This is a genomic window from Brevibacillus sp. MS2.2 (assembly GCF_013284345.1).
In the GTDB taxonomy this organism is placed as follows: domain Bacteria; phylum Bacillota; class Bacilli; order Brevibacillales; family Brevibacillaceae; genus Brevibacillus; species Brevibacillus brevis_C.
Window position 1 is genome coordinate 103,553 of the sequence record NZ_JABSUZ010000017.1, and the last position, 23,264, is coordinate 126,816.

Here is a 23,264-nt window from a genome sequence, read left to right on the forward strand (position 1 = left end):
CCAGATCGTTTTTTGAAGCATGCCTGTTTTATTTGCGTAAAATCAACGTGAAGGTGCTGCCTGACGCTGTACTCTCCGTCAGGATCAACATACCTCCTAACGCTTGCGCAATCATTCTGCTAAAAGACAAACCAAGCCCCAATCCACGGACGATGTGCTTCTTGTCCTCGCCTCGGTAGAATCGTTCGAAAATCAAAGATTGTTCCTCTATCGGTATCCCACGTCCATTGTCCTTCACGTCAATGCGAATCTCATCTGCTGATGCAGATAGGGACACGATAATCCGTCCCTCCGATTCCATCGCCTGTGCTGCATTGTTTAGGAGATTGTACATGATTTGCTGCACACGCAACGGGTCGGTCTCTATCATCATTGGCTCAGACGTATTTTCGATGTGCAGGCTGAGCTTTTCTTCTTCCTGCACAATCTTCCATTGGTGCGTAACTTCCCGAATCAGCTCCTGCATGTTTTGGGGTTGCCGGCGAATGCGAATGTCACCCACAGCAAACGAGTTAAAATCGAGCAAATCCTCTATCATCTTTTGCAGACGTGTCGTTTCCTTCGTACAAATATCCAAAAACTCCTTGGCTTCCTCACCGCTCACAATCTCTTCCCTCACGGCTTGTACCAGCCCACTGATGGACGTAACAGGTGTTTTGAGTTCGTGGGTCACCCCTGCCAAAAGCTCGGTACGCATCATTTCCAACTGCTTCAATCGTTCTGCCATTTCTTCAAAGGAATGAATCAGCTCATACACTTCTTGTTCGCGCTTGTTTTTATCCAATTGAATCTCGTAGTTTCCCAGTACGATTTGCTTGGCAGCGTCTGCCACATCCTTAATCGGCTGAGACAGCTTTTTCGTCAGCAAATATATGACGAGCCAGCCAAGTAAGCCGAGACCCAGAAGCATGATCGCGAGCAATTGGAATTCGGTCATGCCGCGTATCACCTGTTTTTGTGGGGTGAACAGCATGACCCATCCAACCACTCGCTCATCAACTTTAATGCTTTCCTTCACGAAAAGCACTTCGTCACCCCGCGCAAGCTCGAACTGTGACAGGCTGTCATCCGCATCCACCAGATCAGGCGCGATACGCTTCAGTTCCCCTAAAAAAGGACCCGGTACGCCAAATACGGGTTGCTTGTGTTCATCTAAAATCATCATGATTGGCTTGTAATTGACGCCGAGTGACTCCTGGCGACTGTCCACGATACGAAACAAAAACGGAGCCGTTTTCACCTTGCCTTCCACATCAACGACCCGATCCGCTACTTCCGCTGCCATCAGTCTCATAAAATCAAGGCGTTTTTGAGTCTCGCTATAAGAAATCCAGTAGCTGGATGCAATCCCGATCACGAAAAGGCCGATACACAAGATGATCAAGTATCGCGTCGTCCAATACCGAAACAACGAGGTGCGTTTTTTCTCACTCATATACGCACAGCTTGTAGCCCAAGCCACGATAAGTACGGATTTCCCCTTCGGATGTCGGCCAATTCTCCAAAGATCGCCGGATGCGCTTGATTGCGAGGTCTACTGCGCGATCACTTCCTTCGTAGTCCATTCCCCACACCTGCTCGATGAGCTGTTCTCTGGTGAACGTCTGGTTTTTGTACTGCGCTAAAAAAAGAAACAGACACAAGTCCTTTGGCGTAAACGCCAGTTCGATGCCGTGCAGCATGACAGAATAAGCCTTAAAGTCGACTTTCAGACTGCCAAACTGCTTCACATGATTGCCTTCTATCAATTGTTTCGAGCGACGTAATACTGCATGTACGCGAGCGACCACTTCGTCGGCAATAAAGGGCTTGGTGATATAGTCATCGGCGCCTTTGTTCAAACCCGCCAACTTGTTATCGATTTGTCCCAACGCTGTCAGCATGATGACAGGACACGAGCTTTTCGCCCGAATATATTCGAGAATACTCCATCCGCTTCGTCCAGGCAGCATCACATCCAGCAAGACCAGCGCAGGATTGAGTGAATCAAACTTCCTCTCTGCTTCCTCGCCGTTAAATGCCTGTTCCACCTGAAAGTTGTTTTTTTCCAAATACGCCTTCAATACCCGAGAGATGGGTAACTCGTCTTCTACAATTAAGATGTTTTGCATGCTCGTACTATCTCCCCTCTGCTCGGACTAACCTCCCCTTTAGCGTAGGACATGAATATGTCAAGTAGATGTCTGGAAGGAACCATACTTTGTAAGTAAAATAAAGAGACCTGAATGCAAATAGGGAGGTTTTTCTCATGAAACGCTTAACTGCAGAAGAAAAAAACGGGCTGTATAAAGCCATCAGCAATCGTCGCGATATTCGTACCTTTCGCCAAGACCCTGTCGCCCCGGAAAAGCTCGCCATGATCTTGGCTGCTGCCCACCATGCTCCTTCTGTCGGATTCATGCAGCCTTGGAATTTTGTCCTGGTAGAAGACGACGAAACCAAACAAGCTCTTGCAGAATGTGCGGATAAAGAACGCCGGGCACTTGCCATCCACTACGAAGGAACGGGACGAGAATCGACCTTTTTAGAGTTGAAAATTCAAGGAATCAAGGAAGCGCCTGTCACCATCTGTGTCACTTGTGATCCTACACGTGGCGGAGACCATGTACTCGGTCGCAATTCCATCCCGGAAACAGATATTATGTCTGTTAGCTGTGCGATCCAAAACATGTGGCTGGCAGCCTACGCAGAAGATTTGGCGATGGGCTGGGTCAGTTTTTACAAGAAGGCCGACGTGCGTCGTATCCTGAACATACCGCCGCATATCGATCCTGTCGCATTGCTGTCGATCGGCTACACGGATCATTATCCGGAACGTCCACTCTTGGAGCTGCACCAATGGAGACAACGCGAGGACCTGCAACAGTTGATTTATCGGGAGCAATGGGGAAACAAAGCCTGAGCCTTGACCCCATACGAAAGAAAGGGCGCTGCAACTGCGGCACCTTTTTTTTACAAAAAAAAGACCGCCTGTTGTAACAGGCAGCCCTAAGAAATAGAGGGGGTAGTACGTGATTCACGGTATCTTCCTGACGTGCCAGAACACGAAGAAGGTTTCACAATTGACGTGACTCACGAACATGGAACTAGCAAAATGGGAAATTTCACCTGACGCGATGCCCTCCCTCTATACCCGAATATACCTAGCGAATCGATTTATATGCGTGGCCGCGTCCGGTTTGTTGGAATGGCAGCTAGCGGATCATCCGGCCAATAATGCTTGGGATAACGGCCCTTTAAATCTTTTTTCACTTCAAAATACGCATGTGCCCAAAAGCTCGCCAAGTCCCGTGTCACTTGTACCGGACGATGAGCCGGCGAAAGCAGGTGCAATGTCAGTGGCACTCTGCCTCTGCCTATTCTCGGCGAGTCTTGCCAACCAAACAGCTCCTGTAGCCGGACCGAAAGCACCGGTGCTGCTGGATCGCTGTAATCGACAGGAATTTTGGAGCCGCTTGGGACGATCACATGAGTCGGAGCGTATTCGTCTAGTTGTCTGCGCTGCTCCCATGACAGCATACTCTCTAGCAACGTCGCCACTGACAGCGACTGCAGGTCTTCCTTTCTTTTGAAACCATACACATGGGGAGCGAGCCATTCCTCCAGGGAAACAAGTAGTGCCTCATCTTCCACATTCGGCCAGCCTTCCTCCAGACGTTGCATAAAGAGCAAACGCTCCCGATACTGTCTCGCCTGCTGATTCCACGGCAAAATCTCCAAGCCTTCTTCTTTTATTCCGTCCAAAAACGCTGTTAACACCTCATCTGGTGAAGCCTCCGCAGCTATATCCGCCAACAAGATCGCCCCCAACCGCTTTTGCTTGCGGCTGCGAACTGCCCCCGCTGTATGCTCCCACCATACGTTCATTCGTTCGGTAATCTGCATCGCACAATCCTTCAACAGGTCGCTTTCTTCCACGCTAGCCGCCAGTAATATCCGACTATCTGCGCCTTGGTCATCGAGTTCTGCTGCCACAATATACGGTGAAGCAGCCAGTGGTTGCTGCACGGAAAAAGCCGCCCCGCGCCCATTGCGAAGCAAATAACGTCCATCTGCCCTTCGCTGGGCAATCCGGTCCGGGTACGCAAACGCCAGCAGTCTTCCCGTCGCTTCTGTACGAGTGGAGGTGTCACCAGACTGGTTGTTTGCCCATCCCCGTTTGAAGTGCGCCGCCTCCTTACAAAGTCTTTTGCATGCTCCTACATCAATCGGAAGCTCCACTGCCTCACTCTGTTTGTTTGCTACCTGACGAAGCAGTTCAACACGCGTACGCATATCCGCATCTGCTGACGCTTGGCGCCCCCGCACAATATCTCGTTCTTCCAAGAGGACAGCCAGCTCGCAAGCCAGATCACCTTCCCCCAGCTCATTCGCTTTTTGAATCATGTGGCCCAATCTCGGATGCACACCCATCCCAGCCAGCACTCGTCCATGTGGTGTGATCTGCTTCCACTCATCTAATGCGCCCAACTGAAGCAACAGCTCTTGAGCTTGTGCCATCGCTGGCTTCGGCGGAGGATTCAGCCAATCCAGCTCGTCCGACGACCCAACACCCCACAGAGCCAGCTCCAAAGCGAGCACAGCCAGATCCGCTTCCATAATTTCAGGTGCCTGCTGGGGAATGAGCATGCGATCTTCTTGCTCTGTCCACAGTCGATAGCAGACTCCGGGCGCAAGCCGCCCAGCCCTTCCTCTGCGTTGGTCTGCGGACGCCCTTGATACCTTTGCTGTCTCCAGCCTCGTCATCCCTGTTCGTGGAGAAAAGCGCGGGACCCGTTTTAATCCACTATCAATCACGATGCGCACACCTTCGACAGTCAAGCTCGTCTCGGCAATAGAGGTGGCGAGGACAATTTTGCGCTCCCCTGTTTTCCCGGGCTGGATCGCCTTATCTTGTTCCTCCTGCGACAAGTTTCCGTAAAGAGGCGCAATCCGGATATTCGTGCCCACACCGCTTTGTTCAAGCAAACCTTGCACCCGGTGAATTTCTTTGGCTCCTGGTAAAAAGACGAGCATATCTCCCTCTTCTTGTCTCAACGCTTGGAAGATCATCTGGACAACCGCTTCCTCCAGACGCCCCTCCATCGGGGAAGTCAAAAAGTGCGTCTCCACCGGAAACATCCTGCCTTTACTACTGATAACAGGAGCATTCTCCAGCAAGGCTGACACAGGCTCGGCATCGAGCGTAGCGGACATCACGAGAATTCGCAGGTCTTCCCGAAACAAGCTTTGTGCTTGAAGACTTAGGGCCAGTCCTAAATCCGCGTGCAAATTCCGTTCGTGGAACTCGTCAAAAATAACAAGACCGACATCAGATAGCTCTGGATCATCCTGTAGCATTCTCGTTAAAATTCCTTCTGTAATCACTTCAATCCGAGTGTCTGGCCCTACTCTTGACTCGCGCTTGACCCGGTATCCGACCGTTTGTCCAACTTCTTCCCCCAGCAAGGCAGCCATGTAGGTAGCAGCTTGACGTGCGGCCAGTCGGCGCGGGACCAGCATTACTATTCGACGATTGCGTAACCAAGCTTCTTCACGCAAGGCCAGTGGTACCCGCGTCGTCTTCCCCGCACCCGGAGCTGCGACCAATACTGCGTTCGTCTCTTTGCACAGCGTGCCTACCAGCTCTGGCAATACTTCATTTATCGGCAATGCATTCATGTTTTCACCTCATACAAGCAATCATCCCTATTCATCATACATGATACAGGGATGAAGGATGAGTGTAGATCGCAAACAAAAAATGACTGAATAATCATTCAATAGTATAATGATTCCATCACGATGGGAGGTGTGCGGCATGATTCACATTCATCATCAGGAAGACGTGGCATGTCTGGAAGGGATTGTTCGCGTTGGGGATTGGGAATCAGGGATTTATGTCTATGTGACGGATGGCATGCTGATTGATACTGGCCCGAAAGTACTCGAGCAAGCTCTCGTTCACAGGTTTCAGGAAGCCTCGTTTGATTCGGTCGTACTGACGCACAGCCATGAAGACCATGTCGGTACCGCCTCGTGGATTGCCCAGCACAAGCAGGTCCCTCTTTTCATTCACGAAAAAGGGGTGAATATTTGCTCGCAAAAAGCACAATATCCTTTCTACCGTAAGCTTACTTGGGGGATTCGCGATCCGTTTGTGGCCCAACCTTTGGGTGACGTCCATCACTCTCGCTCCATCGAATGGAAAGTTCTTGATACCCCCGGCCATGCCCATGACCATATAGCCTTATTGGATGAAAGGACCGGTCGCTTGTTCTGTGGCGATCTTTTTATGGGTGTGAAAACGAAGGTCATATTACGAGAAGAATCGGTCCCCACCTTGATGAATTCCCTTCGTAAGGTCCTCGCGTGTGACTTCAAGTCGATCTTTTGCGCCCATTCCGGATATCATCCAGACGGGAAAACATGCTTGCAACAAAAGCTGGAGCATTTGGAGAATCTGTCTGGGGAAATCCTGCATTTCCATAGCAAAGGGCTTTCTCCCCATGCAATTAACAAGCAACTGTTTACCTCTAAACCGCCGATCATTACGGCTTCATCTGGCGAGTTTGACTCGTTGCATATCGTCACATCTGTTCTTGCAGAACACCTTCCTTTTCCTACACCGGATAGTATACTGGAAGGATAATCCTTACCATTTCATAGAAAAAAGAGAGGAGAACATAAGGGGGTTGTTAGCGGTTATCCTGACGGACGCTTCCAGCCTGAAAGATTGGTAGACAAAGCAGAATTGACCGTCATGATCTATCGCCTGTTTGATCGTTACAGACCGTATAAAGCTAACCAAAAGACAGATTACAGTGACTATCGCATCGAGCGATTTGCCGACGTGCCCAAAAATCACTGGGCGTACACGGAGATCAGCTCGATCGTCACAAGAGACTGGTGGAACGCTGTCCGCTATTCTTCCAACGGCTACTTTTTTTACCCAGACACGAAACTAAATCGAATTGGTGCGGCAAAGATCCTGCCCGTCTTTATGTTAGAAAACCAAGACATTCCAGCGGCAGAGGTCTTACAAATCCTTTCTGGCATGCGGGATATTCCCATCATCTTGAATCAGTATTCGCTTGACCCAAATTCACCTGAAGCTTTTTTCAAGCAGGATGGTCGGTACAACGAAGCTGGGAGAGACCAAACGAACATCCTGTATCCGCTTCTCTTTGGCCAAAATGGCGATGAAATATTGTTTACGGATGACTACAGCGGAATCCTCGGAACCAATCTCGCGCTCTTGCAAAAAACAGGGATCATGACTGCATGGAACGGCAAGTTCGAGGGTGGAGACATGCTGACTCGCTCAAAGAAGCTATCACTATTTTGCACAGATTTTATACCTATTTGAAGCAATCAGGAACACTCAGCCAATACTCGAGCAAATGAAAAACCTCCATCACGGAGGTTTTTTGCTAATCCTTATTCTTTGTCGATCGGATTGCTGATATGGTCATCATACGGGTCGAAATAAATTTGTCCATTGGAGCTAATCACGGCGTAATTCACTTCCGCGACGCTCAAGCCTTTTTTGCCCACCTGTGAGAGTAGCCACTCGATGGTTAGGCTATGTTGACGTAAATTGCTCTGGATGATTTGGCCATCCATGATCAATTCAATCGGGAATGTCTGCCTCGCCCCCATTTTCAGTTTCAAGTCTCCACGAGTGACAGGCAGAAACTGCGGTTTTCGCAGAACCGATACCTCTCCATTCAACTCCAGCACAGCATATTGAACTTCTTCGATATTAAAAATGTTTCTTTCCCTCAGCTCTTGATTCAGCGTATCCAAAGACAGTTTTAGCTTGCGCATGTTATCTTCCAGAATTCTTCCATCCTGGATAATCACCGTCGGTTGACCCGAAAACCATTTTCGCATTTTCCGGTTTTTCAGAGAAAGGATCATGAGCAAATAGGCGATGCCACTAAAAGTGAGTAACACCACGATCATATGCGATATTTTGATCATGTTGTTAAAAGCAAGATTTGCTGTCAGCGCCCCCAAAGTAATCGCCGCGACAAAGTCGTGATACGTCATTTGCGCAATTGTCTGCTTGCCCAACATCCTTGTAATGATCATCATGATCGCAAAAGCCAGTACTGCTCTCGCAATCATTTCCACAATAGATTCCATGCTCCACCCCGGGGATGACGAAATTTGCACCATAGCCCAATTATAGCCATGTTCATCATTTGAAAACCTATCATGACTGCTTGGGCATACAGACTTTTTCTTCAAATTCTTCTACAATAGAAAAAATCAGACCTGTAGAAAGGAATGAAGTGATATGGCGATCAAAAAACTGGAGCATTTGGGATTGATGGTAAAAGATTTGGAGGCCTCGATTGCCTTTTACACGGAAGTGATTGGGATGGAGCTAAAAGGAAAGCTCTCCCATTCCAACGGAGTCATTACGCTTGCTTTTCTTGGCTTTCCAGGAAGCACAGAGACAGAGCTGGAGCTCATTCACGGATATAACGATTCTCTGCCAGTAGAGGGCAAGGTCCACCACCTTGCGTTTGCTGTGGACAACCTCGAAGCTGAAATCGACCGTTTAGAGCAACTACATGTATCCTTTATCGATCAGGAAATAACCACACTGCCGAACGGTTCGCGTTATATGTTCTTCAAAGGTCCGGATGGGGAATGGCTGGAGCTGTTTGAAAGCACAAGAACGTAGAGGGAAAGGTTCTCCTTTTCCTTCTACGTCCCCTCTTCTTCTATTCTACTTTGATCTCTTTTCTACGTCCCATATACCACTGATAAAACCCTTCCGCCAACTCTATCGGCACATCTGTTACCCCTTTATGACTCACTGGTTTGGCGCGATTGACCGTTTTGATCGAAGCAAGCCCTAGCCGTTTTTGCAGGAGACCCCTTTTGACGTTTACCTCGATAATCTTTTCTCGTTTGGAGACAAATAAAGTCGTAGTTAGGCTCCCTGTTTGGAACTGAATAAAGTGATCATTCAAGGTGTATCGGGTGTTGCAGAATTCAATGACTTCAAAGGCCAGGATGATCAGTGTCAACGCAATGGATATGACCCACCACGCTTGCTCCCACCCCCAAATATTCGGCTTGAAATAGGAAAGCGCACCTGTGCCTATGATCCAAATCCAGCTCGATCTGACCAAGCGAACCCATAACGCTTTTTTGGGGAGACTCGTCATTTCTTCCTTCACTTCATAAGCAGGCAATATTTCGGAGATCATCTCATACGCACGTTTTACCGGTAAAAATGGATAGAGCGAGCTGACATCCTGTTTATCTTTATCCGAATCACTATCCCCGCCGACAACCGTCAGCTTGACTTCGGCGAGACCCAACATGCGCTTTAACAAGGATTGTTTGATTTTAATCGCTTGCACTCTCTCTTTTGCAATCGAAAAAGCTGTTTCTTCAATGACTCCTTTGGCAATGTAAATCCGCTCATGATCCGACGAAATCTCGTATTTTCCATAACGAATATAGGTCGTAACCATGCCGAATACGATGGATAGGACGAGTAGTCCAACGGCTGTCAGCGTGATAAATGTCCACGAGCTCGTAATCAGCGAATAAATACCTACTACCTGCTCCTCCACGTCGATATATTCGGTGAGCTTGAAATACGCCCATACCAGTAACGTAATCATCCCGAGGAAGCTGAGAGAAGTGAAGGAAGCCTTGGTAATCTCTTTTTTCGTTGGCGTAAAGTGAATAATTCGCTCAGGAGTGGCAGACGGCGTACCGATTTCCCCCGAAGAGGTCGCGTCTCCTTCTTTCCCTTCGGCTTCAGCTTCAGGCTCTTTTTATAAACGCATTCCCTGTTTCGTGTAAGCCTCCAGTCGATCTGCTTCATTCAGAGAAATCACCGCGAATTCCACTCTAGAATCATCGCCAACCATCCCTGTCTCAAATCGGATAGAAGTCACTTTAAAAATCCGGTGCAGCAACGTCGTATGTCGATTGACGTTTTGGATTTTGGTAAAAGGAATGGTCTGCTTTGTCTTCGTAAAAATCCCTGCGTATAGATGGAAAGCCGTTTCATCCAGCCTATACTTGTACGAGACCCATTTCAAAAGCAGATAGATCAGCATCCCTCCTACATAGAAGTAAAAAACAATTCTCCCGTATGTAATGAATGCGTTTGTCGAGTCATAATTGAACACAAACAAAATCAACGCAGGAAAAAACAGATGCTTTACTTGGATGATGAGATCAAAAAGGATAGTTAGTGGATGGTATCGTTTTGCTTCCATCGCTACTCCACTTCCTTTAATTTGGCGTATTGTGCAATCTGTTCTCTTAATTGAGCAGCGACATCCCCCGGCAATCCTGGAATTTCGTGCGAGGAGCCCATCGTTTTTATCGAAATGGTGTACAGTCCATATTTTCGTAAAATCGGTCCTTGTTTTGTTGAGACTGCTTGGATTTTCGTCATAGGGACAAGGAAATGTCTCTCTGTGATCACCCCGAATTTCATTTGCAGGAAATCTTCATCGATATCATACCGCCAGCTTTTGTATAAAAAATACGGCTCGACAAAAGACCAAATCGTCGCGATCATGCCGATAACGAGCAATCCGTGCAGACTCCATCCAATCCATTCCTTCCAGGCAAAACGATTATCTAGATAATAAAGTACGGCCAAAATAACAAGCCCGATCACAACCGTAATCCCCTCGGTAATAAGCTGTACCTTGAACGCGTCCTTGGACAAGCATTTTTGCGGTGCGCTAATTGGAGATGGCATATCATCACTCCTGTATGTTTATTCCGCTGTCAATTCGCTCTTTATTTCATACGTAAAACAATCCGCTCGGTTTCTACGCACGAATGGTCAATTTTTCGCACAGCAAACGAATACTCTGATGCCGTTCGAATCATACTAAATAATGGTTAAAACGTCTTGTAAAAATTATCACATTATAATCATTATAAAAAACTTGACTTACTGAATCATTTATTAAATAATAATCATTGTAAATTATATTCAAGCATGCCTCGTTACGCATGTCCTGAATATGTAAATACAAAAAACATATAAAGGAGCTAACACTATGTCACTCATCGGAACTGAAGTATTGCCTTTTAAAGCACAAGCATTCCAAAAAGGTAAATTCCTCGAAGTAACTGAAGCAAACTTCAAAGGTCAATGGAGCGTAGTTTGCTTCTACCCAGCAGACTTTACTTTCGTTTGCCCTACTGAACTTGAAGATCTGCAAAACCAATATGCAACTTTGAAAGAACTCGGTGTGGAAGTATACTCCGTTTCTACAGATACTCACTTCACTCATAAAGCATGGCACTCCAGCTCTGAAGCAATCGGTAAAGTAGAATACATCATGATCGGCGATCCTTCCCATGTGATCTCCCGCAACTTCGACGTATTAATCGAAGCTGAAGGTCTGGCAGATCGCGGTACTTTCATCATCGACCCAGACGGAGTCATCCAAGCTGTTGAGATTACTGCTGGTGGCATTGGCCGTGATGCAAGTGCTCTGATCAACAAAATCAAAGCAGCACAATACGTTCGCAACAATCCAGGTGAAGTTTGCCCAGCAAAATGGCAAGAAGGTGGCAAAACACTGAAACCAAGCCTTGATCTCGTAGGCAAAATTTAAGGTGTGATAGATAATGGCCCTTGACCAAGAAATCAAAGCGCAACTAGAACAATATCTCGAGCTCTTGGAAGGCGATATTGTACTCAAAGTCAGTGCAGGCACCGATGAGGCATCTTCTGAGATGCTTGCACTGATTGATGAGTTAGCCAGCATGTCTTTGAAGATCAGTGTGGAGAAGGCAGAACTAACTCGCACACCTAGCTTTAGCGTAAACCGTGTCGGTGAAGATACTGGCGTCGTTTTTGCTGGTACTCCACTGGGTCACGAATTTACTTCCTTGGTATTGGCTCTCTTGCAAGTTAGCGGAAGAGCTCCAAAGGTTGAGCAAAGTGTCATTGATCAAATCAAAGACCTTCGTGGTGAATATAAGTTCGAATCTTACATCAGCTTGAGTTGCCACAATTGTCCAGATGTTGTCCAAGCTCTGAACTTGATGAGTATCTTCAATCCTGGTATTACTCATACAATGATTGACGGTGCCGTATTCAAGGACGAGGTAGAGAGCAAAAACGTGATGGCTGTGCCAAGCGTTTTCCTCAATGGTGAATTTTTCGAAAGCGGTCGTATGACCGTGGAGGAAATTCTTGCCAAGCTGGGTTCTGCTCCGGACGCATCCGAGTTTGACAATAAAGACCCTTATGATGTGCTTGTTGTGGGCGGTGGCCCAGCAGGTGCTAGTGCGGCGATTTATGCAGCCCGCAAAGGGATTCGTACTGGTCTCGTTGCTGAACGTCTTGGCGGTCAAGTCAATGACACATTGGGCATCGAGAACTTCATCAGTGTGAAATACATTGAAGGTCCTCAGCTCGCAGCCAACTTGGAAAAGCAAGTAAAAGAGTATGGCATTGATGTCATGAAGCTGCAACGCGCCAAGCGTTTGGAGAAGAAGGATCTGATCGAAATTGAACTCGAAAACGGCGCTGTTCTGAAGAGTAAGACAGTCATCTTGTCGACAGGTGCTCGCTGGCGGAATCTCGGTGTACCGGGTGAAGCAGAGTTCAAGAACAAGGGTGTAGCTTATTGCCCTCACTGCGATGGTCCTTTGTTCATAGGTAAAGATGTCGCAGTTGTTGGCGGCGGTAATTCAGGTGTGGAAGCAGCGATTGATCTCGCAGGTATTGTGAAACATGTAACGGTTCTGGAATTCTCGCCAGAGCTGAAAGCTGATGCGGTATTGCAAGATCGTCTTTACAGTCTGCCGAATGTCACTGTACTCAAAAACGTTCAAACCAAAGAAATCACGGGTACGGATAAAGTAAACGGCATTTCTTACATCGAACGTGAGACAGGTGAAACCAAGCACATTGAATTGCAAGGTGTGTTTGTACAGATCGGTCTGGTACCGAATACAGATTGGTTGGGTGACACGATTGAACGCACTCGCTTTGGTGAGATCGTGGTAGACAGCCATGGTTCTACAAACATCCCTGGTGTTTTTGCAGCCGGTGATTGCACGAACAGTGCTTATAAACAGATCATCATTTCGATGGGATCTGGTGCTACTGCGGCTTTGGGAGCTTTCGATTATCTCATCCGCAACTAAGAACAAAGCCACTCCTCTTCAAGGGAGTGGCTTTGTTTATTTATTTGGTTATGGGGCACCCACGTTGATAAACGGAGTAGCTCCACCCGTTACGTTCGGCAGCTTTCCATCCCATTTGCGGATCGCTTCGAGTTGCGCCTCGATCTGTCTGAGCTGAATCAGCTCTGGCGTAACCTCTTGCTTTTGCAGCCGCAGTGCTTGTGCCTGTGCTTCTGCTCTCGTGATTTCTTGCTCTTTCTCGATCTTGATCCGCTCTAGATCCAGCTTCGATTTGAGCGCTTGCTGCTCGGCCACCTGCTTGGATTCAATGGCGCGGTTGAATTCATCACTGAATGTAAACTCGCGAATATTGATTTCGTCGAGGATAATGTTATAATTTGACAGCTTCTTATGCAGGACTTCTTTTACCTTTTGGCTGACCTCGGAACGCTTGGATACCAGTTCTTCTGCTGTGTATTGAGCGGTCACGGCTTTAAATGATTCGGCAATGGCAGGATCAACAATTCGGCTATTGTACTCCAATCCCACTTGCTGATACAGCTTATTGACATTTTCTGCATCCAAATGATGGTTAACGGCAATTGTCGTAGATACGGTTTGCAGGTCACGTGAAGCGGATGTCTGGCTCATTTCTGATTTTTGTACCCGCACTTCCATCGGTACCACGGTTTGGATGAACGGAATTTTAAAATGCATACCCTCTTGCAGCACTTTTGGCTGTACCGCTCCCAGTTGCAGCACAACTCCACTATGCCCAGCGGAAATAATCGTAAAAGATTGCGTGCCAAGCAAGACCAACGCGACCAGTATCACAATCGTGGCGATCAGCTTTCCTCCTGCTTGAAAGGGACTCATTTTTACAACATTTTTGTCGCTCATACTCGTCCTCCCTCTATCTATACATGCTCATTCATTTATACGAGGGAGTGGGGTATAAGTTTCAAGAAATTTATGAAAAATACATGTCAGGAGCGCTCTGCTTTCGATGCTTCTAAAAGAACATGTGCCATACGCTCTGCTTCGATTTTGCATAGCTCAAACTCGACTTCACCAGATACATGCGAAATCAATTGGATGACTTCCTCACACCCGTGATTGCATATTAAAAACTGTCCCCAGCGCACTTCCGAACGTGGTACCTTGCGGGCGGAAAAGCCGCTTTGAAAACCGCCAAGACTCATGTCATTGCATCTCCTATCCGAAAAACAAATCTACAATATTCATCGTTGACGAAGAATTTCGTTTATACATTTCACTATAACCGCAATTCACGCAACTGATTACATCATATACCTGATACTGAACATTCAACATGCGCGATAAGCCACCGCCTGTAGCGGACATCTGTGTCACAGTTGTCCGCGTGCAGCCGCATTTTATACATCCTCTGCGTCCACTGTTACGATCTGACGAAGCTCTCTCTTGCCTTGTACACCTGCACTGGTTGTTTTGATCCAGATTTTCGTTGCATATTCCGCATGCTCCCAACATCTTACCACCTCAACTCATTCGATTATCCACAGCCCCCTCATCATACCCTTTATTTGGAAAAGAAGGCAAAGAAGAATGTTGAAGAAACTCCCCTTTCTCACTACTATAGAGACAAGAAGGGAGATGATTCATATGCTAGACCCTTATGTACGAAGAGCCGAATGCGGCTCTGAGCAAAGAGTTCCTTTCTCTTGGTTCAGAGCCTTCCCCATATTGAGTTGAGGATCTCTTTGCTCATCTATATACGCACATCACGCTATATAGACAGGAGCAAAGCACATGAAATACAAAAATGCACAAGACCTATTGCCAGACGATCTGCTGCGTCAAATTCAGCATTATGTACAAGGAAGTTACTTGTACATCCCGATCCACCACGAAAACAAACGACAATGGGGCGCCTCCACAGACACAAAGCAATGCCTAAGCGAGCGCAATCAAGCGATTTGGCAGGCATTTCACGAAGGGGCTTCTGTCAAAATGCTCGCCCAGAAACATTACTTGACCGAACACAGTATTCGGCGCATTATTCGTGGACATAAATGAGACAGAGAAAAGATTGACCGTGTGTCTGTTCCCCAATTGCGTTACACTCCTTTTTAAGATCAGTCAGTCAGGAGGGACAACGCATGAACCAGATTCACTTTCTCGCCATTTCGTTTATGTACAATGGATCTGCACAGGTCATTACCCCGGTGCTGCTGAAGGATGAACATGAAATGATCCTTGTCGACTGTGGTTATCCAGATTTTTTGCTACTGCTTCAGGAGGCCGCACACAAGCAACAGCTTACGCTCGACGACCTTACGAAGGTCATTGTGACACATCACGATATGGATCACATCGGATCTTTGGCAGCGTTAAAAAGAAGCTATCCACACCTCGAAATCATCACCTTCGAATCCGAAGCACCATACATCGCCGGACAAAAAACTTCTTTGCGATTGGAGCAGGCCGAAGCAACACTGGACCATCTGTCGTCGGGTGAAAAGCAGCACGCTAAGGAATTTATTCGCTTTTTGCAGTCCATCGAGCCCACTGCGGTTGATCGAACCGTAACGAATCACGAACTCCTTCCTTGGTGTGCTGGCATCGAGATCATTCACACACCTGGACATATGCCGGGACATATTTCGTTGTATTTGATCGCAAGCAAAACGCTGATTGCCGGAGATGCTGTTGTAATCGAAAACGGTAGACTCGAAATCGCCAATCCGTCCTATACGCTGGATATGCAGGAAGCGATTCGCTCTGTCCGCCGCTTACTCGAATATGACATCGAGCAATTGATTTGCTATCACGGTGGATTGTTTCAAGGGGACGTCAAACAAGCGCTGCGGGAACTAATCCAAGCCTCCGACCCGACCCAGGAGGTTTTGAACGGATGAAACAGAACAAATACGATGAGCAAGGTTTTTTCATCAAATACAGTCAAATGGCTCGTTCGGTTGAGGGACTGAACGCCGCGGGAGAATGGCACGCGTTCCGGGAGCTACTGCCTTCTCTTCGCGAGAAAAAAGTGCTCGATCTAGGCTGTGGCTTCGGCTGGCACTGCCGATATGCGCGTGAGCAACAGGCCCGCTCCGTTGTGGGTGTGGACCTTTCTGATAAAATGCTGGCTCGTGCCAGAGAGACGACAACGGATCTCGCTATCGAGTATCTCCGCCTTCCGATAGAAGACATTGATTTTGCTTCAGAGGAATTCGACGTCGTCATCAGCTCTTTGGCCATCCATTATGTGGAGCGCTTTGACCTGCTTTGCCAACGTATTTATCACTGTCTTGCTCCTGGAGGTTCCTTCGTTTTCTCCGTGGAGCATCCCATCTTCACTGCTCTGGCTGAACAGGACTGGCATTACGGACCCAGGGGCGAACGCTTGCACTGGCCAGTGGACAACTATCAGCAGGAAGGCATCCGGCAAACCACCTTTCTGGATCATGAAGTCGTCAAGTATCACCGAACGTTTTCGAGCTATATGAACGATCTCCTTGCTGCCGGATTTCACCTAACAAAAGTCGCTGAACCTGGTCCTCCTGAAGAAATGCTGGATATACCCGGGATGCGAGACGAAGTCCGTCGGCCGATCTTTTTGTTGATCGCCGCCAGCAAGCAAGCATCCTAACTCGAAAAAAGCACCCCGTCCTCCACGTCATTTTCGTGTTTGGACGGGGTGCTCTATTATTCCCCAGCAGCCTCCAGATTTTTAAACTGGTTGTAAAACAATTGATAATAGGTACCTTGCTGCTCGATAAGTTCATCGTGGCTGCCTTTTTCCACGATCTCTCCCCGATCCACGACCATAATCGTGTCAGCATCCCGAATCGTGTTAAGCCTGTGTGCTATTACAAAGCTCGTACGCCCTTCCATAATGGTGAGGAGCGCATCCTGGATATTCAGCTCTGTCCGTGTGTCGATGCTGCTTGTCGCCTCGTCGAGTATGAGCAGCGACGGCTTGGCGAGAATGACACGGGCAATTGCCAAAAGCTGGCGTTGTCCCTGACTCAGGTTGCCCCCATTTTCCGTCAGCATGGTATCATAACGCATCGGGAGCCGATTGATGAACACATCTGCATTTGCCATTTTCGCAGCCGCTACTACCTCCGTATCTGTCGCATCCGGCTTGCCGTACATAATATTTTCCTTGATGGTACCGGAAAACAAGTACGTATCCTGCAAAACAAAGCCAAAGCTGCGCCGCAAGCTGTCTCGAGAATACTCCCGAATGTCTTTTCCGTCCAAATAGATCGTTCCTGAGGTCACATCGTAAAACCGTGTGAGCAAATTCACGATGGTAGTCTTGCCTGCACCTGTCGGACCGACTAACGCGATGGTGCTCCCTGCCTGTGCCTCGAAGCTGATATTTTTCAAAATCGGTTGATCTGGACGATAGCCGAAGCTGACCTGATCAAAAACGACATGGCCCTTTGGCTGTGCAAGCACTGTGGCAACGGGAGAATCCAATGGCTCCTCTTGTTCATCCAATACCTCAAACACACGCTCCGCACCAGCAACACCGGATTGAAGCACATTGAAAATGTTCGCGAGGTCGTTCAGCGGACGGACAAACTGTCGGGAATAACTGAGGAAGCTCGCAATCACACCTACTGTGATCCATCCTTTTACAGCGAGAACGCCTCCGACAATCGCCACCATGGCAAAGCCGAGGTTGTTAATCACGTTCATGATTGGCATGAGAAAGCCAGTCCAGACCTGTGCCTTCATCCCGATCTTGCAGAGCCGGTCATTGATCGTCGTAAAGTCCTCAATGGCCTTCTGCTCATAATTGAAGGCCTGCACCACCTGAATGCCTGAAATCGTCTCTTCAATGTGCCCGTTCAGCTTGCCCAGCTCCATCTGCTGATTTTTGAACAGGACGCTCGTTCTTTTGGCAATCGTGCGTGTAAGCAGGAACACAAGCGGCACTGTGATCAGGCATGCGAGTGTCAGGATCGGAGACAAGACGAGCATCATCACCAGCGAACCGAGGAGCACGATCCCTCCTGACATCAACTGCGTTGTGGATTGAGAGATGGAGTTGCTGACGTTGTCGATATCATTCGTGAGCCTGCTCATAAACTCCCCGTGCGTTCGCGAATCGAAATAAGCAATCGGCAGCTTTTGCAGCTTGTCAAAAAGGGCTTGTCTCAGATTCGTGACGATCCGTTGCGAGATGCCTGCCATTAACCAGCTTTGTAAAAACGTCAGTGCCCCATCCAAGATGTAAGAGCCGAGCAAGGCAAGAATGATGATAGACAAAAAGCTAAGAGCTTCCTCGCCACCTGTCATCGCATCAATCGACTTTCCGATCAAATAAGGCGCAGACAGCATGAGTAGTGCATCGACAAAAACAATGACAAATACAATAGGCAGCAGCTTTTTTTCTTTGCCAAAAGCTTGCCAGAGCCTTTTTAGCGTACCCGAAAAATTCTTGGGCTTACTCACTGGACCTCTGGCAGCACCATGTCCAAACCCTCGGCCAGGTCTTGGTGAAAAGACCGGTTGTTGCTTCTGTTGACTCACCTTACTTCACCTCCCGGCCGATTTGTGACTGAAAGATTTCCTGATAGACCTGGCAAGAGGTCATCAGTTCATCATGCGTACCGCTGCCAGCGACTTCTCCATTGTCGAGTACGATGATTTTATCTGCATCCATGACGGAGGTGATTCTCTGTGCGATCAAGATGCAGGTAAGGCCAGACGCATAGGCTCGAAGCGCATCCTTAATCTTCCCTTCTGTCGCCACATCTACCGCGCTTGTACTGTCATCGAGAATGAGGATTTCCGGCTTTTTCACCAAGGCTCTGGCTATGGAAATACGCTGCTTCTGTCCTCCGGAGAAGTTGACTCCTCCCTGCCCTACGCGTGTCTCATAGCCTTCAGGAGTGGTGGAGATGAACTCGTGAGCCTGCGCCATACGTGCTGCTTGCTCGACCTCCTCGTGGGTCGCCTCTGCCTTACCCCAACGAATGTTTTCCATCACCGTACCTGTAAACAGCATTGTTTTTTGCGGTACAATCGCCATTTTTTCACGCAATCGCTTCGGTTCGATGTCTCGTACATCGATGCCATCTACCCGAATCGTGCCTTCCGTTACATCATAAAACCGTGGAATCAAGCCAACCAAACTGCTTTTTCCAGAGCCTGTCGACCCGATAATCCCGACTGTCTCCCCAGGCAGACAAGTAAACGAAATCTGCTTGAGTACTTGCTGACCGCCTTCTCCATCATACGAGAAGCTGACCTCTTCGAAGTCGATGCGCCCCTTTTGGCCTGGAAGCTCGTGAGGTTGTTCCTCTTTCCAGCTCATTTGGTTTTCCTCAGCAAATACTTCCCCGATGCGTCCTGCCGATGCTTTGGCTCGCACAAACATGTTAAATACTAGGGAAATCATCATGAGTGAAAACAAAATTTGCGTCATGTAGTTCGTAAACGCGATGATATGTCCGACTTCGATGCTTCCCTGTTCTACGCCAAGCCCCCCAAGCCAGAGGACCGCGACAATTCCAAGGTTCATCGTCAGCATAATCGCTGGACTGAAGATAGACATTACCCGCGTAGCCGATACGGATTTGGATTGCAGCTCTTCGTTTGCCCGTGTAAACTTGCCACGTTCAAAATCAAAGCGATTGAAAGCCTTAACAACCCGTACGCCAGATAAATACTCGCGCATCGCACCGTTTACCCTGTCGAGTGCTTGCTGTACCTTCAGGAAGAACGGAAAACCGATTTTCATATTCAAGAAAATAAACAGACCCACAACGGGCACGACAATTGCGAGAATCACAGCCAAATCCACGTTCAATTGGGTTGCCATAAACAATCCGCCAATACACATCAACGGCGCTTTGACGAATATTCGCATCATGCCGTTTACAAACATCTGCACTTGATTGACGTCATTGGTCAGACGTGTCACGAGCGAGGCTCTGTCGAACTTGTTCAAGTTTTCAAAGGATAAGGACTGCACTTTTGCAAACAAATCCGCTCGTAGCTGTGCACCAAAGTTTTGCGAGACGTATGTGGCCAGCACATTGCGGATCGATGCAGCGACTGCCCCCAACGCCGTAACGAGCAGCATCAGCCCGCCTGTCTTGAGCACATAGTCCATATCCCGTTTTGCTACACCCGTATCGATAATGTGCGACAGGATCGTCGGTTGCAAAAGATCACATACCGCCTCCAAAGCCAGAAAAAACATAGATATCCCGGCGACTACGCCGTATTTTTTTATGTATGTTGTGTAGAAGCGCATCCGTTCACCCCACCTGTGTTCTTACGTACAAGATAACGCTTAGCTAGCGAAATGTCACGAGTGATTGTCAAAGGGAAAGTGTGGGGCTTACAGGTTTTTCCTACCATCTTCGTCGAAATGATAGGCGATAGATTTTTCCTCGAATGGGAGATGAAATGATGATTCAATCACTGTTAAAAGGCATGGAAGGGGTTTTTATACCTGTGACGGACCCGCGTGCCTCTGCAAAATGGTATGAAGAAAAGCTTGGGTGCAGACCTTTGTTTGTAGAAGAGGAAGCGGTCACCATGCGGATTTCCGATGAATCAAGCACCGTGATCTGTCTCGTCCGCGTAGAGAACCATCAGCCAATGGCATTTCCGGAAAATCATTTTGGCGTCGGCAAATACTATAATTTTCTTCCCGCGGACATTGAAGCGGCACATCAACTGTTAACAGAGTGTGGAGTGAGGGTAACCCCGATTGATGAATGTGGGTCTACGAAGGTGCTGACGTTTTTTGACCCAGACGGGAATCCGCTTGGGATGTGCCAGTATTGAATGGACAAAAAGGGCAAAAAGCTGGAATCCCTTTTTCGATCCCATGCTTTTTGCCCTCAGTTCGTTTACTCCGTCTGTTATTCCTGTGGAACAGCACCTTGATCCATATGCAAGAACTCCCACAGATGACCGTCCAAATCTTGAAAGCTCCAGCCGTACATGAAGCCGTGGTCAACCGGGTCTTTCGATGGAGTTGCGCCCGCAGCTAATGCTTTGTTTACGATCTCATCGACTTGTGCTCTGCTATCCGCAGACAACGCGACAATGACCTCGGTGCTTTTCGTAGCATCTGTCAGCTCTTTTTTCGTAAACGTTTGGAAAAACTCTTCGACGAGCAGCATGGCAAAAATATTTTCTCCGATCACCAGGCATGCTGCGTTTTGATCCGTAAATTGCGGGTTAAATTCATAGCCGATTGCCGTGAAAAAGTCTATGGATTTGTTGAGGTCCTTCACTGGTAAATTGACGAAAATCTGTTTGGATTGCAATGCCATGTGTACTTCCTCCTCGGGTTTGTTTTTCCTGGATGTCTATATCCTATCATTACCGATTACCCGAGGCTTCTTCTGGATTGCTATTTTGCCATGTAGGTATGTGGCTTTCCGATCGAGTTCTTATGACGATGGACACTCAAAATGAGACCGAGGGCAGTAAAATGAGCCAAGGCAGTCCCTATATTAGTATAGCTGAGAAATGGAATCCCAAGGGTCACGATTGGCAGCAGCCCTGTTGACATCAGCAGTGGCCAGAAGAAGTACACGGAGAATAAAGGAACGATACTGACTATGAGATGCTTGCCATACGGTTCGTCCACTTCCTTGACAACCCGAGCCAGTCTCATCATAAACAGGGTAACGGCTAACAAGATGATGATGCCCCCAAACCAGCCATACCTATAGATTAAATAGGTGAACTTGAAATCGGAGTCTAAATAAGGCATGTTCGGTAAAGGAGCTTGGAAGCCCTTGCCCCATAAACCCGCCGTGCGGAGCACTTCCATCAACTCCAGATAATAATATCCCCATCCAAGCGCATCTTTGGTCGGTTGCAACCACCCAAGTAAAAAGCGTTCCAAAGGGAAGCTGTCCAACAAAAAAGCAGCAATACCAGCAACAGTAGATGCAGTCACCAAGAAGAGTTTTTCTTTTCGAGCAGTTTTTGCATACATCATAATGATCACGAATCCAAATAGATAAAGCATAAGATTCTTGTGCGATCCAGCTATAAGAAAGAGGCTAGCGGGCAACAAAACAAATACAATCAGCTTGGAAGCTGTCCCCCGGAATCGCCATGTCCTGGTAAGAATCATGCCCGCAACACTTATGAGAAAAAAATACGTGGACATGGCCGCAAAATCAATCGTAATGGAACGACTTATGTGTAAATATGATTCTCCATTTATTGTATAATCTTGCACAAGAACAATCAAAAGCACTACGACAGTCAGCACGTACAAATACAACGAGTACGGCAAAAGCTTCCGATAATCCGTGAAGGTAACAGCGAGCATCACACCAATACCAAATAAGGTATAGAACCAGTATCTATCCAGTTTAAACTCGATAAAACTGACCTGCATTCCATACATCGTAAACAGCCCAACAGCCAGGAAAGCCATCACATACACCAGAAGCCTCCACTCCACTTTGGGCTTATAAATCCGATGCAACTGCTTCCCAATCGTAGCAGAATCCCCCATTTGCAAAATGGCTTGCCTCACAGCTTCTTCCTCTTCCACGCCCTCGTCCATCTGCTCATCCATCAAATCAAGCAGGTGGCTTTCCAGCTCATCGCGAATTCTGCGATGCATTTCCGTTGCCCGCACATGTCTACATACTTGGTCGAGATAGTCGGCAATCAATGGATGTGTATTCGTTTGCTTCATGCTCTTCCCTCTCCCAGCACCCGATCAATCCCATCCCGGAACGTATGCCACTCGAGCTTTTTCTCCTTCAATTGCCCGCGACCTTCTGCCGTAATCCGATAGTATTTACGCTTCCTCCCATCCTTCTCATCCCAATACGCTTCCACATAACGCTCCGCTTCGAGTGCATGCAGGATCGGATACAATGTCCCTTCTTTTAGTGTAAATAGACCATTTGACTCCTTCTCGATGGCTTTCGCGATTTCGTACCCGTACATTTCCTTTCGATCCAGCATCGTCAAGATCAGGATCACAGTACTGCCTTTTAAAAGCTCTTTATTGATTTTCATAGTGCCTCCCGATTTAACTCCATATACCTAGATAAACAATACATCATAAATCTATGTATACAATTTTATCATCCAAATCTTGTAAGATCAACACATACGTGACATTCATCTTTCGAGAAGCG

Annotated in this window: 24 protein-coding genes and 1 pseudogene; 10 read left to right on the forward strand and 15 right to left on the reverse strand. The window is 47.6% G+C overall.

Annotation, left to right across the window (positions count from 1 at the left end; translation table 11 throughout):
* Positions 1-28: 28 nt before the first annotated feature.
* A complete protein-coding gene (locus HP568_RS16840) occupies positions 29-1,462 on the reverse strand; it encodes a HAMP domain-containing sensor histidine kinase (RefSeq protein ID WP_173629690.1) in 1,434 nt (477 codons plus the stop codon).
* The gene (locus HP568_RS16845; protein ID WP_048031812.1) at positions 1,428-2,111 is read right to left on the reverse strand and encodes a response regulator transcription factor; all 684 of its coding nucleotides are present in this window, start codon (positions 2,109-2,111) and stop codon (positions 1,428-1,430) included. Before HP568_RS16845 ends, HP568_RS16840 begins: the two co-directional genes overlap by 35 nt.
* Before the next feature lie 137 nt (positions 2,112-2,248).
* Here HP568_RS16845 and bluB point away from each other — a divergent pair, with 137 nt between their 5' ends.
* On the forward strand, positions 2,249-2,902 hold the full coding sequence (gene bluB / locus HP568_RS16850) for a 5,6-dimethylbenzimidazole synthase (RefSeq protein WP_048031811.1): 654 nt from the start codon (positions 2,249-2,251) through the stop codon (positions 2,900-2,902).
* Positions 2,903-3,156: 254 nt separating this feature from the next.
* On the opposite strand, the gene hrpB is transcribed toward bluB, so the two are convergent.
* Positions 3,157-5,661, reverse strand: a complete 2,505-nt coding sequence (gene hrpB / locus HP568_RS16855) for an ATP-dependent helicase HrpB (RefSeq protein ID WP_173629691.1) — start codon at positions 5,659-5,661, stop codon at positions 3,157-3,159.
* 139 nt (positions 5,662-5,800) lie between these two features.
* On the opposite strand from hrpB, the gene HP568_RS16860 reads away from it, so the two are divergent.
* Entirely contained in the window at positions 5,801-6,631 is an 831-nt protein-coding gene (locus HP568_RS16860; protein WP_173629692.1) for an MBL fold metallo-hydrolase, read from the forward strand.
* A gap of 111 nt (positions 6,632-6,742) precedes the next feature.
* A complete protein-coding gene (locus HP568_RS16865) occupies positions 6,743-7,348 on the forward strand; it encodes a hypothetical protein (RefSeq protein WP_254551288.1) in 606 nt (201 codons plus the stop codon).
* A gap of 71 nt (positions 7,349-7,419) precedes the next feature.
* Here HP568_RS16865 and HP568_RS16870 read toward each other — a convergent pair whose 3' ends face one another.
* Positions 7,420-8,130 (reverse strand): DUF421 domain-containing protein, encoded by a 711-nt coding sequence (locus HP568_RS16870; RefSeq protein WP_048031808.1) that lies wholly within the window; start codon positions 8,128-8,130, stop codon positions 7,420-7,422.
* A 154-nt stretch (positions 8,131-8,284) separates the two neighbouring features.
* On the opposite strand from HP568_RS16870, the gene HP568_RS16875 reads away from it, so the two are divergent.
* Positions 8,285-8,677 carry a VOC family protein gene (locus tag HP568_RS16875; protein ID WP_173629693.1) on the forward strand — a complete coding sequence of 131 codons (393 nt, stop codon included), beginning with the start codon at positions 8,285-8,287 and terminating at the stop codon, positions 8,675-8,677.
* A gap of 40 nt (positions 8,678-8,717) precedes the next feature.
* On the opposite strand, the pseudogene HP568_RS16880 reads toward HP568_RS16875, so the two are convergent.
* A pseudogene (locus tag HP568_RS16880) lies at positions 8,718-10,238 on the reverse strand (PH domain-containing protein).
* Positions 10,239-10,240: 2 nt separating this feature from the next.
* Positions 10,241-10,732 carry a PH domain-containing protein gene (locus HP568_RS16885; protein ID WP_173629694.1) on the reverse strand — a complete coding sequence of 164 codons (492 nt, stop codon included), beginning with the start codon at positions 10,730-10,732 and terminating at the stop codon, positions 10,241-10,243.
* Between the two features lie 307 nt (positions 10,733-11,039).
* Here HP568_RS16885 and ahpC point away from each other — a divergent pair, with 307 nt between their 5' ends.
* Complete coding sequence (ahpC, locus tag HP568_RS16890) at positions 11,040-11,603, forward strand: alkyl hydroperoxide reductase subunit C (RefSeq protein ID WP_056496515.1); 564 nt, start codon at positions 11,040-11,042, stop codon at positions 11,601-11,603.
* Positions 11,604-11,616: 13 nt separating this feature from the next.
* Complete coding sequence (ahpF, locus tag HP568_RS16895; protein ID WP_048031803.1) at positions 11,617-13,146, forward strand: alkyl hydroperoxide reductase subunit F; 1,530 nt, start codon at positions 11,617-11,619, stop codon at positions 13,144-13,146.
* A gap of 48 nt (positions 13,147-13,194) precedes the next feature.
* On the opposite strand, the gene HP568_RS16900 is transcribed toward ahpF, so the two are convergent.
* From HP568_RS16900 to HP568_RS30060, 4 genes are all read right to left on the reverse strand, one after another.
* On the reverse strand, positions 13,195-14,025 hold the full coding sequence (locus HP568_RS16900; protein ID WP_048031802.1) for a prohibitin family protein: 831 nt from the start codon (positions 14,023-14,025) through the stop codon (positions 13,195-13,197).
* Between the two features lie 86 nt (positions 14,026-14,111).
* Positions 14,112-14,327, reverse strand: a complete 216-nt coding sequence (locus HP568_RS16905) for a hypothetical protein (RefSeq protein WP_007727516.1) — start codon at positions 14,325-14,327, stop codon at positions 14,112-14,114.
* A gap of 13 nt (positions 14,328-14,340) precedes the next feature.
* Positions 14,341-14,490 carry a zinc ribbon domain-containing protein gene (locus tag HP568_RS29830; protein ID WP_206767977.1) on the reverse strand — a complete coding sequence of 50 codons (150 nt, stop codon included), beginning with the start codon at positions 14,488-14,490 and terminating at the stop codon, positions 14,341-14,343.
* 32 nt (positions 14,491-14,522) lie between these two features.
* The gene (locus HP568_RS30060) at positions 14,523-14,645 is read right to left on the reverse strand and encodes a hypothetical protein (protein ID WP_256434937.1); all 123 of its coding nucleotides are present in this window, start codon (positions 14,643-14,645) and stop codon (positions 14,523-14,525) included.
* A gap of 271 nt (positions 14,646-14,916) precedes the next feature.
* On the opposite strand from HP568_RS30060, the gene HP568_RS16915 reads away from it, so the two are divergent.
* The 3 genes from HP568_RS16915 to HP568_RS16925 all read left to right on the forward strand — a co-directional run bounded on the left by HP568_RS16915 (position 14,917) and on the right by HP568_RS16925 (position 16,759).
* Positions 14,917-15,183 (forward strand): CD3324 family protein, encoded by a 267-nt coding sequence (locus tag HP568_RS16915; RefSeq protein WP_048031801.1) that lies wholly within the window; start codon positions 14,917-14,919, stop codon positions 15,181-15,183.
* A gap of 83 nt (positions 15,184-15,266) precedes the next feature.
* On the forward strand, positions 15,267-16,025 hold the full coding sequence (locus tag HP568_RS16920; RefSeq protein ID WP_173629695.1) for an MBL fold metallo-hydrolase: 759 nt from the start codon (positions 15,267-15,269) through the stop codon (positions 16,023-16,025).
* Complete coding sequence (locus tag HP568_RS16925; RefSeq protein ID WP_173629696.1) at positions 16,022-16,759, forward strand: class I SAM-dependent methyltransferase; 738 nt, start codon at positions 16,022-16,024, stop codon at positions 16,757-16,759. Before HP568_RS16920 ends, HP568_RS16925 begins: the two co-directional genes overlap by 4 nt.
* Positions 16,760-16,815: 56 nt before the next feature.
* On the opposite strand, the gene HP568_RS16930 is transcribed toward HP568_RS16925, so the two are convergent.
* Positions 16,816-18,657, reverse strand: coding sequence for an ABC transporter ATP-binding protein (locus HP568_RS16930; protein ID WP_173629697.1), 1,842 nt, complete (start codon positions 18,655-18,657; stop codon positions 16,816-16,818).
* A 1-nt stretch (position 18,658) separates the two neighbouring features.
* Positions 18,659-20,389 carry an ABC transporter ATP-binding protein gene (locus tag HP568_RS16935; RefSeq protein ID WP_173629698.1) on the reverse strand — a complete coding sequence of 577 codons (1,731 nt, stop codon included), beginning with the start codon at positions 20,387-20,389 and terminating at the stop codon, positions 18,659-18,661.
* A 158-nt stretch (positions 20,390-20,547) separates the two neighbouring features.
* On the opposite strand from HP568_RS16935, the gene HP568_RS16940 reads away from it, so the two are divergent.
* Positions 20,548-20,928, forward strand: coding sequence for a VOC family protein (locus tag HP568_RS16940; RefSeq protein WP_173629699.1), 381 nt, complete (start codon positions 20,548-20,550; stop codon positions 20,926-20,928).
* 77 nt (positions 20,929-21,005) lie between these two features.
* Here HP568_RS16940 and HP568_RS16945 read toward each other — a convergent pair whose 3' ends face one another.
* From HP568_RS16945 to HP568_RS16955, 3 genes are all read right to left on the reverse strand, one after another.
* A complete protein-coding gene (locus HP568_RS16945) occupies positions 21,006-21,422 on the reverse strand; it encodes a VOC family protein (RefSeq protein WP_173629700.1) in 417 nt (138 codons plus the stop codon).
* Positions 21,423-21,502: 80 nt separating this feature from the next.
* On the reverse strand, positions 21,503-22,813 hold the full coding sequence (locus HP568_RS16950; RefSeq protein ID WP_048031794.1) for an FtsW/RodA/SpoVE family cell cycle protein: 1,311 nt from the start codon (positions 22,811-22,813) through the stop codon (positions 21,503-21,505).
* The gene (locus HP568_RS16955; protein ID WP_048031793.1) at positions 22,810-23,142 is read right to left on the reverse strand and encodes a PadR family transcriptional regulator; all 333 of its coding nucleotides are present in this window, start codon (positions 23,140-23,142) and stop codon (positions 22,810-22,812) included. The genes HP568_RS16950 and HP568_RS16955 overlap by 4 nt, the downstream gene beginning before the upstream one ends.
* Positions 23,143-23,264: the final 122 nt, after the last annotated feature.